Consider the following 14411-nt stretch of genomic DNA (forward strand, 5'->3'; position numbering starts at 1 on the left):
CCATGATGGCAGCACTTCTTTATTTGCAGAGAGTATCGTTAAGGGCATATAAGCTCCCAGCCCCTGGAAAATACCAAAATTATTGGTAGGACGGGGAGCAGGAAAAGGGGAAACATTACTGGCATTATTGGGATATCCATAGTAATCAACATTCAGACTAAATCTTGCCGGAAGCTTTTCCAGGTTATAATAGCTGAAATCTGTACTTGTATTCTTAGTGACATTTTTCAATGATTTTAGAAAGTGCCTGTTTCTGGTAGAGGTTTCGTTAGAAGGAATCCCATAATAAGTAGCTACACTTTGGGCTTGTACGTCCTGGTATTCCAGGTTATATTTTTCTACCAGTGAATTCCCGTTTTTTATTTCAATAGAGGTCAGGAGATTATTTTCAGCATTGCTGATAAATAAATCATTTCGTGCTTTTCCATAAATGAAAGACACATTTTTATTATCTTCTGAAATACTAATAAGTCTTGGTTTATAGGATTGCTGGCTTAGTTTGTTTTTAACAATATCACTGTAAGTATAGGGAGCTCCCGCTGGATCATTCTGGCATTTTTGAAGTAGATTAAACCCTGCATTCAATGAAGAATAATAATTGAGATTTTCCGTGATGTAGGTAAAATTGGTTTCCTGTTTGTCAGGGTCTATGATTTTATATAAGTACCAGCCTGTAATGGCACTCCTGTCAGGTCCTGCGCTTTGAGTGGTGGACCTTTCAATATTCTCTACCGACCCTCCGAAATAATATTCTGTCCCGGTTTTATCGGTCAACTTAAAACGGAAAAGTTTTCCGTATCCCATGACTGGTGCATTCAGGTCAAAAATCTCAATTTTAACTTTATCTTTTGACTCCGTAAAAACCTGTAAATTACTGTTAATATAGAAACTACCGGATAATCCATTGGCCACAGAAAAATTAAACCAGTCATATTCAGTATCTATTGCATTTCCTGTTCTTGCAGCTTCTTTTATTTGGAGTAAATCCGCAGTTTCATTAATCGTGTCAGGTTTCCAGTTGGTATTATTTTCGTCTGTTTCATCTTTTACCACTCTTGATATAACACCCGGAGCGGTCAGCATCCAGGACATTCCTGTACTCGTCCCAATATCATCTGCTCTTACTCCACTGGAATAGCTTAAAGATATTGGCGTTCTAAGCTGGCTATAAATAGGAATCTGATGGGTGAAATCACCATTGGAAGGTTGTTCAAAACTAATCCTGCTACTGGCAAAGGTTTCCTGGGATGGAGCTACTATTTTGGGTATTCCATAATTATTATTGGGCTCGGATGATGCCTGACCACTGTATAATTGAAATGCCAGAAGCATACAAATTGGCGTATATATTTTTTTCATGATCTGTTTTTTTTTATTTTTTAATCAGTTTAGCATTTGCCGTTTTGTTCGTATCTGTTTTTATGGTCACCAGATAAACACCCTGAACCAAAGCCTGTGTACCCAATTTGGTAACATTATTCTTTGTTTTCATCTGCTGTAAAAGCTTTCCACTCATATCATAAACTGAAATATCAGCTTCCTTGAAATCACTAAAGCCGATTTCTATATAAGCATAATCTGAAACCGGATTCGGATAGATTTTGATATCATGCTTTTCTATTAACTGATCCACCTGTTTGTCTCCCAGCTTTACAATCTTCCAGTTTTCTTTTCCTAATTCCTCAGTACTGGTTCCGGCCAGAATAATAGAACCGTCTCCGTTAAGTCTCAAATCCGAAAGTCTCTCCTCTCTTTTTCTCGAGTCTCCACTCACATGTTTTCTCCATTGCTCATTGCCGTTGCCATCCAGATACAACATCCAGAAAGTCTCATCATCCTTCTCTATTCTTCCTTCCGCCTGGGTATACCCTCCCAGCAATATTCCTTTCGTGGCATCTTGGTTCCTGGATCCTGACTCTTGACTCTGTATCACATTCATTCCCATCAAAATATCCCTGTTCTTGAAATTGTAGGATTTCTGCCATTGTTCATCCCCTCTTTCATTCAGTGAGATCAACCAAAGGTCTGTTCCTTCTTCAATTCCTACTGATTTGTTTCCGGATCTCTCGGATCTGGATTCTCCACCGATGATAAAACCGTTTGAAGTTAAAGCCAGGGTTCTGATATGATCATCGCCTTTTCCGCCAAAGTTCTTTTCCCATTCTACTTTTCCGTTTTTATCCAGCTTTACGATCCAGTAGTCGCCTTCACCGAAATTGCTGCTGGCTTTTGGCATTTGGCTAATGGCTATTGAGGAAGCGGGTCTTTCAGTCGAAGGTTTAGTCTCAGAATTTCCAACCCCGGAACCCAGAACCTCAGAACTCCTTGAATAGATTCCTAATAATGCTCCGCCGTCTTTCGTGGGTATCATTTTTTCTACTTCATCCAAGCCTCTTCCTCCCAGAATAAGCTGAGACAGTTCTTTTCCATCTTTATCCAGTCTAGTAATCCAGACATCTTTTGAACCGTAACCTTTGGATGAGTTTTGAATATTTCCGGCCACAAAAAAGCCTAAGTCGGTGGTTTGAATCACGGCTTTGGCTTCTTCATCTGAGGAAGTTCCCAGGGTTTTCTGCCACAGTTCATCCCCAAATTCATTCAGCCTGATCAGCCAGATATCCGATCCCCCTTTGGAATCATCTTTTTTATCCAGTCCCTTTCCGGAATAGGAAGTACCGGAAACCAGAAATCCTCCATCCTGAGTGGTCACAGTTGCGGATAAATAATCGTGGTTTTGCCCGGCAAAATATTTCTCCCAAACCTGTTCTCCCTGCTGGTTGAGTTTTACCAAATGAAAATCGTAACCGTTATTGAGCTTTTGGCTATTGGCAGCTAAAGATTGGCTTTTAGCCTGAATGCTGCTTCCCGTGATAAGATATTGCTGGTCAATGGTTGTGATCACCTGATTGAGAAAATCCTGGGTGGAAGATTTGATGTCTTTCTGCCAGATGACTTCCTGGGCAGAGAGGCTCAGAATGGTGCATAAGGTAAATGCACTGAGATAAAGTTTTTTCATATTTATCTTGTTTTTAAAATTTTTGCGAGTCTAATATAATTTTCAACATCTATTGAATTATTTTTAAACTATTTTTAGCCATCATTTATTGGCATGTAGTAAAGATATATCTGCAAAGCGACAGATCTTGTCGTGTTATATTTTACCCTAAACTTTTCATCATTGTGTTATTATCAGAGCAAAGATGCTGTAAGAACACAACACAAAAAAGGAAATGGATTATGGATTTATAAATCCATAATCATTAATTTATAAATCAACAATGCTAATGTGTTAAAAATTAAGCAATTGTATTTTACTTAATAGTCATTGTATTTTCAATTTCTTTGAGATATGTAGAAAGGGTGGTGTGTGTCTTTTTCTTGAATGCTGCCGTAAATGCCTGAGCATTGTTATATCCAAGCTCATCAGCAATAATCGCCAGTTTATAAGATCTGAACCTTTTATCTTCTATCAATCGTTCCAAGGCATAATCAACACGTAAATCGTTAAGGTAAGCTGTGAAACTCTTTTCTTTATGGCTGTTAATTACTTCAGATAAATAAGTGGTGTTGGTGTTTATAGATTGTGCAAGACTGGATAATGTTATTCCTTTTTTAAGGAAATGTTCCTTTTTTTCAAAATGTTGAAGTTCTTTTAGAATTGCTTGTACAACTTCCTCAGGGACATTTTTGATTGTTTTTTGTTCTTTCTGTACCAGTTCTTCAATCAAAGCTTCTGTTACTTCTGTTTCCGGGTCTATTTTATGACGTTTTTCAACAGAATGAATAAGATCTTGAGCAATTTTGTGATGTTTTCTTTCTGCTCTCCGTGATTTATAATATAAATAAGTAAGTAATAAAAGAATTAATAACAGTGCACTTATAGCTACATAAAGAATTGTTTTTCTTTTTTTTAAATCATTAATTATATCTTCCTTTTCTTCTAAAAGCTTCGGAGTGTCATATTTTTTTGGTAACTCTGTGAAGGCATATTGGAGCTGTTCATCAAGCTTTTTATCAACTTTTAAAAAGCGATCAATATAATACAACTGTTTTTCCTTATCGTTTTTTTCTTTATAATAGTCTATGAGATAAGTGTATGCTTCACGAAGCTCAGGGAACGTAATATTAGATTTTTGAATATTGGAATCTAGCTTAATGTAGGTTTCTGCAACTTTTTCTTTATTCTTTGCTCCTTGATAGGCTTTACCTAAATTAAAAAGGGAATAATTAGCATTGTTATTTTCATTGGAATTTGTAAAATAAGTATAAGCATTCGATAGCTTTATAATTGCAGTACTATATTTTTTTAATTTAAGATCATAAGTTCCAGACAAATAAGAGTAGGAGTTAAGATCATATTTATTTTTACCTACAAGAGCATATTTTTCCCCTTCTTTAATTAAAATATTAGCTGAGTCTAATTTGTTAATTTCAAGATAACAGCTTATAAGTGCTATACGCATTTGATTGTGTTGGTAATCGTCTGTGATATTATTACCGTTGTAAAGATAGTATCTGAATATTTTTGCTGCTTCTGCATTTTTACCTATGTAGCTATTGATATAAGCAATATTCATATTGGCGTAGGCAGTTTGTTTTTTATCGTTTTGTTCTTTTGCATATTTCAATGCAAGAATATAATTATCCAATGCTGCTTTTAAATTATCATGCTTGTAATACAGATTTCCTTTGAGCAAATAACTTCTGGCAGGATATAAGTTTCCTTTGATGTCTTTTGTAATTGTAGCTAAACTATCAATGTACTTTAAGGCTGTTGGGAATTTTTCATTAAAATGTATAAGGTTATAGCCCTCTGCTATTTCAAGTATATTATTTTCTTTTTTAGCCTTTTGTAGATAATATTTGGCAATCTGTTTAGCCTGTGGAACTTTATTATGATCACAATAATCATAAAACTTATTTTTCAGTTCCGGATACTCAAATTCATGTAAACTATCAATTTTACTCCTTTGAGCATACACCAAATTACCAAACAATAGTATTATAATTATTTTAATTAGGAATATATGTTTCATCATTTTGCAAATACACTATAAATTTACATTTTTATTCAGTAAATTAGGAGTCTAATATAAATATATTTAAACTATTGAAAATCAGCATGTTGTTTTATTTTTAAAATTATGAATTTATAAATCCATAATCTATTTTTATTGTAATTTTGAAAAATATTCCGTTATTTACCCGTTGAATTTTAAATGTAATTTGTAATGAAAAAAACAATCAAACAAGAAAAAAAATTATCACTGAAAAAATTACAAATAATGAAGATTAGTGAAATGAAAATAATCAATGGTGGGAGTAATCAACTAATGAATACAACTGGCGGTGTTGAACCACCAACATTTATGCCTCAAGGAGGAGGAATATCTAGTAGATGTTAAGATGAGACAGTCAATATTTATCATTATTTGTACTTTTTATACATTCTCTACAAATGCTCAAAAAAGTAATCCTGCTCCATCTGTTCCTGTAACAGATGAATATTTTGGGATTAAAATTGTAGATGAATATAGAAACTTAGAAAATTTAGAAAGTCCATCAACAAAGAAATGGATGGAAACTCAAACAGGGTACACTAATTCTATTCTTAGTCAAATTCCTAAAAGAAAATTTTATTTAGAGAAAAGATTAGAGTTTGATAAAAGGCAGGGATATTCTATATCAAATTTAAATATAACTAATAATGATAAATATTTTTATTTGAAGAAAAGTGGTAATGAAAAAGCAGCAAAGCTTTATTATAGGGAAGGGTTTTTAGGAAAAGAGGAACTACTTTATGATCCTGCTAAATATAAAAGTAACGAACAGAATCATGAATTTGTCATTAATTACATTAGCCCGGACTTAGTTGGGGATAAAGTAACTATTGCGATGTCTGAAAAAGGAAAAGAACTGGCAGAGGTTATTATTATGGATGTGAAAAACAAGTATATTCACCCTGAAACAATTACCAATACTACACCTGCTAATATAGGAGGAATAAAGTGGTTGGATGATAACTCCGGATTTTTCTATACTTATTTCCCAATCAATGATCCAAAATCTCAGAATTTCTATAAAAACACACAAGCTATTTTGTACAAAATAGGGACAAATCCGAAAGTATTAACAGATATTTTTTCTGGTAAAAATAATTCCGAGCTAAAAATAGATGAAAAAAAATCCCCTATTATCTTAGACTCTAATGATAAATATTACGTTGGAATGTTGCTTGACAATAATTATTACAGACAAACATTTATAATTCCAAAACAAGATTTATTAGAAAATAAAAAAACTTGGAAACCGCTTTATACTAAAGAGGATAAGGTTAGATCTCTACAGCTTGTAGATAATGATCTGTATTTTTTATCTCAATACAACGCTCAAAATTACACACTTTGTAAAACTAATATAATTACTCCAGATTTTAAAAACCCTGAAATCCTTATCCCAGAAAAAAATGATGAGGTTATAGAGCAGTATAGATTCACTAAAGATGGTATTTATTACACAACCACAAAAAATGGAGTGGAGGCAAAATTATACTTATATAAAGGAGGAAGAGATACTCCTATTAAACTTCCTTTTCCATCAGGTAATATAAATTTACAAGCAAAAGGAAAAGATTTTTCAGACATTTGGATAAGCTGTTCCGGATGGGCGAATGAAGAACAGCGTTTTAAATATGATCTAAAAACCGATTCGTTTCTTCCCGAAAACATAACTCCAATTACAGAATATCCTGAGTTTAAAGATATTGTAGTTGAAGAGATCGTTGTTAAAGCAAGAGACGGGGAAGAAATACCATTATCTCTCATATATAACAAAAACATGAAACGAAATGGGAAGAATCCAGTGTTAATTGATTCGTATGGTGCTTACGGATCTTCTCGGATTCCATTCTTTGCCCGAATCTATTTATTATGGGCGAGCCAAGGAGGGATAATGGGTATTGCTCATGTCCGAGGAGGGGGAGAAAAAGGAGAAAAATGGCGTTTAGGAGGATATAAAGAAACAAAACCTAATACTTGGAGAGATTTAATTGACTGTACAGAATATTTAATTAATGAAAAATATACCTCAAAAGATAGAGTAGCGATTTGGGGGGCTAGCGCAGGAGGAATTACAGCAGGAAGGGCTATGACTGAAAGACCTGATTTATTTAAAGCTGTAATTTTGGAAGTTCCAACAACCAATACATTAAGAGACGTGCTTACTATTGGTAGTAATGTGGATGAATATGGAACATTAAAAGATCCCAAAGAATTTAAAGCTTTGCTAGAAATGGATGCTTATCAACATATCAAAAAAGGAGTAAAATATCCTGCAACACTTATAACCGGAGGAATAAATGATCCCAGAGTTCCAGTTTGGGAGCCTGCAAAATTTGCAGCAAAACTACAATCAAATAGCGCCTCAAAAAATTCGGTATTACTTCAAATAGATTATGAGGGTGGACATGGAAACAATACAACAGCTCTTCATGTACATTCAAACCTTTCGGATATTTTTGCTTTTGCGTTATGGCAACTGGGACACCCCGACTACCAACCAAAAGAAAATACAAATAAATAAAATGTTTATTCTCTCATCATTACTGGAAATTTAAAGCAATACTTCAATATTAAACCGACTCATCAAATTAGAAAATTATAAGATTGATTTCTATTGCTTATACAGATAGTATAAACGCAATAACTTATGAAAAAAAAGAAGCTTTATATTTTCGCAATAATAGCAGCAATTATTCTATTTCTGCCCTTTTTTTCTAAGTTTGAAAAAGGAGTGGAAGTAAGAACCTGGGGAATGAATAGATCAATTAACTGGGGATGGAACTTTGGATTCTAATAAAGATTTAATCTTGAAAAACCATTGGTAGCTCATTAAATAGTTAACAAAAGTTCTGGCTATTCTTATAGTTGAAAGGAAAACACAACTTTGTAGAAATGGAAAAGGGTTTTAAATAACCCTTTTTTGTGTATCCATGTATATATATGTTTTCTGCATTTTCCTTTTTAATTCTCAATATTTTAATACATTTGTTTAAAACCTATTCAGCATGAATTTCGAGCAGATCAACCTCCACCTTGAAGCTTATAAGGAACATGACCAGATCCTGGATGCAGCGAAATACCTGATCCATTCTTTTCATCTGGAACATGAGAACTTTGCAGGGTTTGGATTCAGGCAGGAGCTTTCCCCTACTTCGATGCTTCTTACGGCAGAAGGAGAACTGGGAGGTCCGCAGATGGTCATGATCCCGAAAAATTTATTCGATTTTGATCTGAACCTTGTTTTGAATATGATAGCCCATGAAATGCTCCATGTGAGACAAAAAGCTCCAGGACAGGTAATAGAGGATAAAAATGAGCGGGAATTTCAGGCGTACTACGAAATGCTTTTTCATAAAGTTTTCCCCCAGGTACCTGAAGTTTCAGACTTTCATAAAAAATTCTTTGGAGACAAAGCTCTTGAATATTACAGAAGAATGGGAGAAGGTTCAGAATTACAGCAAAAATATGCAGAACAGAAAACTGAAGTAGAACATTTAATTAACGTATTACCATGACCGTAAAACCAGACATCACTTGGGCAGATTTTGAAAAAATAGATATCCGATGCGGAACCATTCTTTCCGTCAATGATTTTGAAAAGGCAAGAAACCCTTCTTATCAGCTGGAAATAGACTTTGGAGATTTGGGAATCAGAAAATCATCAGCACAGATCACTAGTCTTTATCAGAAAGAAGAATTGATAGGAAAACAGATTCTGGCTGTGGTTAATTTCCCTAAAAAACAAATTGCCAACTTTTTCAGCGAATGCCTTGTACTAGGGCTATATGGTGAAGATAAGCAGGATGTCACTCTTCTGGCTCCTTCCTTACCCACCAAAAACGGAATGCAGGTAGGATAACAAACCAAAACACACATGATACAGAACATACCTTTAGAAAGAATATTGTTTCTTGATATCGAGACCGTACCACAGGCTGGTTCCTGGGATGAATTATCGGAAACCGACCAATACCTCTGGGACAAAAAAACAAGGTTTCAGAGAAAAGAAGATATTTCCGCAGAAGACTTTTACGAGAGAGCCGGCATTATGGCTGAGTTCGGAAAAATCATCTGCATTACCATTGGAATGGTAGAAAAGAATGAAACATTAAAGATCAAAAGTTTCTCAGGACATGATGAGAAAAAAATGCTTCAGGAGTTTGGGGAGATTTTCAACAGCCCAAGGCTCCGGGATGTCATTCTCTGTGCCCACAACGGAAAAGAATTTGATTTTCCGTGGATTGCCAGACGATATCTGATCAACGGAATGCAGCCTCCGGCTCCGTTTCAGATGTTCGGAAAAAAGCCCTGGGAGATTCCTCATATCGATACCATGGAGCTTTGGAAATTCGGAGATTATAAAAGTTTTGTGTCCCTTGAACTCCTTGCCCATGTCTTTGGAATTCCTACTCCAAAAGACGATATAGACGGGTCAATGGTTTCATCAATCTACTACATAGAAAAAGACTTGCAGCGAATAGTTGATTATTGTGAAAAAGATGTCTTAACTTTGGCAAATATTTTCCGGCGCTTGCGTCAGGAAGATTTGTTGAAAAGGAATATCAATCTAGATTAAAAAATGAAATTTACAGACGATCAAATTGCTGACATTGGTGAAGAAATCATCAAAGTACTGAAATCCGTATATGACCCTGAAATACCGGTGGATATTTACGAATTAGGGCTGATTTATGATGTACAGATCTCCGATGATGTAGACGTAAAAATTGTAATGACACTTACTACCCCCAACTGCCCTGTGGCCGAAACGCTTCCACAAGAAGTAAAAGATAAAGTTGGAGAAGTAGAACATGTAAAAAGTGTTGATTTAGAGCTTACTTTTGAACCGAGCTGGAACAAGGATATGATGAGCGAGGAAGCTAAGTTTGAACTGGGAATGCTTTAATTATTATAAAATATAAAACCTCAGAAATATCTGAGGTTTATGTTTTTACAGGTCTTTTGCAATTTCTTTTCCTTCTCTCCTGCTCCACTCACTCCACGAGCCTACATATAGATTAGGAATTGTAAATCCGGCATAGTCTAATGCCAAAATCGTATGACAAGCCGTAACCCCTGAACCACAGTGAATAATTAGGTTTTCAGGTTTATTTTCCAATAACCTCTTATATTTTTCCTTAAGAACTTCCGGGCTCAGAAAGAATCCGTTTTCATCCAAATTTTCTGAAAAAGGAATATTGATTGCCCCCGGAATATGCCCGGCAACCAGATCAATAGGTTCCGATTCTCCTCTGTATCGGTAAGCATCCCTTACATCAATAACAGTAGCAGAATCATTTTTCAATTCATTTTCAACTTCTTCCAGTTTTGAAACAGGTAGAAACCAATGATCTTTTTTAATCAGTGGAGTCTTTTCAACCCTTTCTTCTCCTGACGAAAATTCCATGCCTTCCTTTTCCGCGGCCTGCATTCCACCATCAAGTACCTGTACCTTTTCGAACCCAAAAGACTTTAACATCCACCAAGCTCTTGCTGCTGCATTGGAAGCGTTTTTATCATCATATACCACAATCTCAGAATTTTCTGAAATTCCCAGGTCTGAAAGGGTCTCAGCAAATTTTTCTATGGAAGGAAGCGGGTGTCTTCCCCCAAAAGCAGCATTCTCTCCTATCTCCGCCAAATCTTTATCCAAATCGATGAATAATGCTCCTTTGATATGTTTCTCAAGATAGTTCTGAACAACATCTTTTCCGGTTCTCGCATCAAGAATAATAAGGTTATCTGTGGCTAGTTTTTTTAATTCAGAAGGTGAAATTATTGGAGACATTTTGTTGATTTTTGGGGTTAATTATAATTAGATTTTGGTTAAAACCATTGATATTTGAATATAGTAAAGCGGGCTAAAGCCCGCTCCTATTGATATTTTTACTTCTCTCAGAATCTGTGAGAGATTGGGTTCTTAATTCATTCTAAAAATGAAAAATATCCTTAGCCTTATTGTAAGAACTTTCAAAGTTTAGGAGGTTCAGCTTGTGATCTGCTTTTTCAACACTCATAAAGTTGATCACCTGCTCAGTCGGCATATTTCCCACCAGATCATCTTTAGCCATAGGACATCCTCCAATTCCTTTAATTGCACTATCGAACCTTCTGCAACCTTGGTCGTAAGCCGCTTTTAATTTCGAGTAAGAATCCTCGTAACGGTTATGGAAATGTCCTCCGAAATTGATCTCAGGATATTTTGAAGGAATTTTTTCAAATAAAAGAGCAATAGTTTCGGGAGTCGCTACTCCTGTTGTATCAGAAAGCAGAATATCTTTCACACCGATTTCCGAAAATCTTTTTGCCCAGTGGTCTACATCTTCCCATTTCCACATTTCTCCATATGGATTTCCAAAGGCCATGGAGAAATAAATGTTTAGCTGCTTTCCTTCACTTCTGGTCAGCTCAAGCATTCTGATAATTTCCTCAAAAGCTTCTTCCTGGCTTTTGTTTGTATTTCTATGCTGGAATGTTTCAGAAATAGAGAAGGGAAATCCAAGGATATCTACTGAAGCATGTTTTAATGCTTTTTCAGCACCTCTGTAGTTTCCGATAATTGCAGAAACTTTAGTTTTGGAACGGGATTTATCAATATTTTCAGCAACCTCATCAGAGTCTGCCATCTGTGGAATTGCTTTTGGTGAAACAAAACTCAGGCAGTCCAATACATCAAAGCCAACATCCATTAAAGAGTTGATATAATCTATTTTTTTTTCGGTAGGGATAAACTCTCCCCATCCCTGCATGGCATCTCTTGGGCATTCAGTTAGAAACATTGGTACTTTTCATTTTCTCAAATATAATAAAACTAAACTAGTTCGTATACGATACATACAAATCTAACATTATTTTGATTTTCAAAGATTTATATCCGATTTAAAATTTCAATAACTGATATTCAATCGCAAATAACCTATTCTGAGCGGCAAATTTGCTAACTTTGTTAAAATTTATGATTAATCTAATGAGTACAATAGAATTCAACCCTTTGTGGAAAGAGAAATTACTGAACCGTTTTCTTAGTTATGTAAAAATATATTCAACCAGTGATGCTGAGAGTGAAGCAACACCTTCTACTCCACGACAGTGGGATATTGCCAATTATATTACTGAAGAACTGAAGACCATAGGTTTGGAAGATGTTTCCATTGATGGGAATGGTTATATTATGGGATATATTCCTTCTAACCTGGAAAACGATGACAGACCTACTATTGGATTCATTTCACATTATGATACTTCACCGGATTTCAGCGGAGAGAATGTAAATCCTCAGGTTTGGAAGAATTATGACGGAAATGATCTTCTGCTGAACCAGACTACAGGATTCACTTTATCCCCTTCAAAGTTTGAAAGTTTAAAAAAATATATCGGTCAGACATTAATTACAACCGATGGAAATACCCTTCTGGGTGCTGATGATAAAGCAGGATGTGCAGAGATTGTAACGGCTGCAGAATATCTGATTGCTCACCCTGAGATTAAGCACGGAAGAATTGCTGTAGGATTTACCCCTGATGAAGAAATCGGAAGAGGAGCACACAAATTTGATGTGGCAAAATTTGGGGCAGAATGGGCTTATACAATGGATGGTGGAGAAGTTGGAGAACTTGAATATGAAAACTTCAATGCTGCAGGAGCTGTAGTGAAAATCCACGGATTAAGTGTACACCCTGGTTATGCTTACGGAAAAATGATCAACGCAGCGCTTTTAGCTGCCGAATTTGCACAGAGCCTTCCGGCAAATGAAACTCCTGCTACCACTAAAGGTTTTGATGGGTTCTATCATTTAATGGATATCACTGCTGACATTTCTGAAGCTAAACTTCAGTATATCATCCGTGATCATGATGCTGATAAATTTGAAGCCAGAAAAAAATTCATGGAAGAAAAAGTAGCTGAATTCAACCAAAAACATGGTGAAGGAACTGCTGAAGTGGAGATCAAGGAGCAATACAGAAATATGAAGCAACAGTTTGAAGGTAAAATGCACATTGTAGATCTTGCGGCAAAAGCAATGACAGAAGCAGGTATTGAACCTAAGATCAAAGCGATCAGAGGAGGAACAGACGGAGCTCAGCTTTCTTATATGGGGCTTCCATGTCCCAATATCTTCGCCGGAGGAATTAACTTCCACGGACCTTACGAGTACGTAGCTTTAGAAAGCATGGAAAAAGCAACTGAAGTAATCATTAATATTGTAAAAGCTTAATTACTGATGAAAAGACTCTCAGCATTAGCATTCATTTTTGTTTTTGTTTTCAGCAGTGCCCAAATTTCTGAATTTCAGAGAGCAGACTCTCGCTATGACAGAAAGAAAACGGCTTTGTATAAAAAATACCCTAAGCCTAATGATCTAAAAACCAAGAAGGAGTGGCTTCTTACTGAGGAAAAAATAACATCATACAAAAATGCTTTAGATCAGCTTTCCACGGAAGACAAGAAAATAATTGCTTTAGATCAGCCTACAAAAGGCAAGGTCACCAAAGAAGCGGAATATGAAAAGGGAAAAGGAGCTTTTCATCAGCTTCTGCATGATGCAACTGATCTTGATTTTCTGAATTTTGCTTCAGGTTCTTACAAAGCGACCATAAGCTTCGTAGTAGATTCTAAAGGAAATGCACTTGATCCACAAGTGAAAGGTAATAATGAGGATGTAAACGCCTTTATTGAAGCGACATTCTACCGTATCCGAGATAAAGGTAAATGGAAACCTGCAGAAAGCAACGGGAAACCGGTCTCTTCTACAGTCTCTATTCCTTTGACGTTAACATTTAAAAAATAAATAATATAGACCCACTGCAAAGTGGGTTTATTTTTTATTATTATTTTCAGAAAACATCAAACATAATTCCCACATTATACTTATTGACAGATACTTAAAAGCAAAACCCATCTGATTTTTCATTATATTTACTTTCATAAACAAACTATTAACATTTAACATCAAATTACATTATGAAAAACATTAAAAAGCTTTTAAGAAAAGACCTGTCCACAATTCTTGGTAACGGAATAGACAACTGCCATATGGGTGGCGATTCTTATAATTGCCAGAGTGACTGCCAATGTGCTTATGGAAAAGCCTGTGAAATGTATGAGGACGGCAGCCCGGGACAATGTATCGCTGTAGGAGGAGGAAATCCAGGAGGTGGTGGAGGTGGATGTTTTCCACCAATCATTTGTGAAGAACAACCTTATTAACCATCTTAATCGAAAGATTTTTCTTTCGATTTTTTTTATCCCTGGCTTTTCTACTTCTTCCAAAAGATGAGCCTTATCACCGTATTTCTACCGTTCATCAAATAAAGTTTCACCTCACGTTCCTGATTTGTTGTTTTGCACCAA

Annotated in this window: 15 protein-coding genes; 10 read left to right on the forward strand and 5 right to left on the reverse strand. The window is 35.6% G+C overall.

Annotated elements, in window-relative coordinates; genetic code table 11:
* The 3 genes from DRF57_RS14820 to DRF57_RS14830 form a co-directional block, all read right to left on the reverse strand.
* Positions 1-1359, reverse strand: a 1359-nt coding sequence (locus DRF57_RS14820) for a hypothetical protein (protein ID WP_206607195.1), incomplete at its 3' end; no start/stop codon positions are given.
* A gap of 13 nt (positions 1360-1372) precedes the next feature.
* Positions 1373-3016, reverse strand: a complete 1644-nt coding sequence (locus DRF57_RS14825) for a T9SS type A sorting domain-containing protein (protein ID WP_115919342.1) — start codon at positions 3014-3016, stop codon at positions 1373-1375.
* 295 nt (positions 3017-3311) lie between these two features.
* Positions 3312-5036 carry a helix-turn-helix domain-containing protein gene (locus DRF57_RS14830; RefSeq protein ID WP_170245784.1) on the reverse strand — a complete coding sequence of 575 codons (1725 nt, stop codon included), beginning with the start codon at positions 5034-5036 and terminating at the stop codon, positions 3312-3314.
* Between the two features lie 195 nt (positions 5037-5231).
* Here DRF57_RS14830 and DRF57_RS23650 point away from each other — a divergent pair, with 195 nt between their 5' ends.
* The 7 genes from DRF57_RS23650 (at position 5232) to DRF57_RS14855 (ending at position 9966) form a co-directional block, all read left to right on the forward strand.
* Positions 5232-5405 (forward strand): hypothetical protein, encoded by a 174-nt coding sequence (locus DRF57_RS23650; RefSeq protein WP_157969899.1) that lies wholly within the window; start codon positions 5232-5234, stop codon positions 5403-5405.
* Between the two features lies 1 nt (position 5406).
* Positions 5407-7581, forward strand: coding sequence for a prolyl oligopeptidase family serine peptidase (locus tag DRF57_RS14835; RefSeq protein WP_115919346.1), 2175 nt, complete (start codon positions 5407-5409; stop codon positions 7579-7581).
* Between the two features lie 126 nt (positions 7582-7707).
* Positions 7708-7854, forward strand: a complete 147-nt coding sequence (locus DRF57_RS23655) for a hypothetical protein (RefSeq protein ID WP_157969900.1) — start codon at positions 7708-7710, stop codon at positions 7852-7854.
* 211 nt (positions 7855-8065) lie between these two features.
* Positions 8066-8575 carry a hypothetical protein gene (locus DRF57_RS14840; protein WP_084086358.1) on the forward strand — a complete coding sequence of 170 codons (510 nt, stop codon included), beginning with the start codon at positions 8066-8068 and terminating at the stop codon, positions 8573-8575.
* Positions 8572-8919, forward strand: coding sequence for a tRNA-binding protein (locus DRF57_RS14845; RefSeq protein WP_084086357.1), 348 nt, complete (start codon positions 8572-8574; stop codon positions 8917-8919). Before DRF57_RS14840 ends, DRF57_RS14845 begins: the two co-directional genes overlap by 4 nt.
* Before the next feature lie 15 nt (positions 8920-8934).
* On the forward strand, positions 8935-9636 hold the full coding sequence (locus tag DRF57_RS14850; RefSeq protein WP_084086356.1) for a 3'-5' exonuclease: 702 nt from the start codon (positions 8935-8937) through the stop codon (positions 9634-9636).
* Positions 9637-9639: 3 nt separating this feature from the next.
* Entirely contained in the window at positions 9640-9966 is a 327-nt protein-coding gene (locus DRF57_RS14855; protein WP_047484523.1) for an SUF system Fe-S cluster assembly protein, read from the forward strand.
* A 45-nt stretch (positions 9967-10011) separates the two neighbouring features.
* Here DRF57_RS14855 and DRF57_RS14860 read toward each other — a convergent pair whose 3' ends face one another.
* Both DRF57_RS14860 and DRF57_RS14865 read right to left on the reverse strand, forming a co-directional pair.
* Positions 10012-10848, reverse strand: coding sequence for a sulfurtransferase (locus DRF57_RS14860; protein WP_115919348.1), 837 nt, complete (start codon positions 10846-10848; stop codon positions 10012-10014).
* 142 nt (positions 10849-10990) lie between these two features.
* Positions 10991-11839: a hydroxymethylglutaryl-CoA lyase gene (locus DRF57_RS14865; RefSeq protein ID WP_047484519.1), complete on the reverse strand. Its 849-nt coding sequence runs from the start codon at positions 11837-11839 to the stop codon at positions 10991-10993.
* Between the two features lie 188 nt (positions 11840-12027).
* Here DRF57_RS14865 and pepT point away from each other — a divergent pair, with 188 nt between their 5' ends.
* From pepT to DRF57_RS14880, 3 genes are all read left to right on the forward strand, one after another.
* Positions 12028-13275 (forward strand): peptidase T, encoded by a 1248-nt coding sequence (gene pepT, locus DRF57_RS14870; protein ID WP_047484518.1) that lies wholly within the window; start codon positions 12028-12030, stop codon positions 13273-13275.
* 6 nt (positions 13276-13281) lie between these two features.
* Positions 13282-13848 (forward strand): energy transducer TonB, encoded by a 567-nt coding sequence (locus tag DRF57_RS14875; protein ID WP_115919350.1) that lies wholly within the window; start codon positions 13282-13284, stop codon positions 13846-13848.
* A 173-nt stretch (positions 13849-14021) separates the two neighbouring features.
* Complete coding sequence (locus DRF57_RS14880; RefSeq protein ID WP_047484514.1) at positions 14022-14267, forward strand: hypothetical protein; 246 nt, start codon at positions 14022-14024, stop codon at positions 14265-14267.
* Positions 14268-14411: the final 144 nt, after the last annotated feature.

This window comes from Chryseobacterium rhizosphaerae (genome assembly GCF_003385455.1).
Classification (GTDB): Bacteria; Bacteroidota; Bacteroidia; order Flavobacteriales; family Weeksellaceae; genus Chryseobacterium; species Chryseobacterium rhizosphaerae.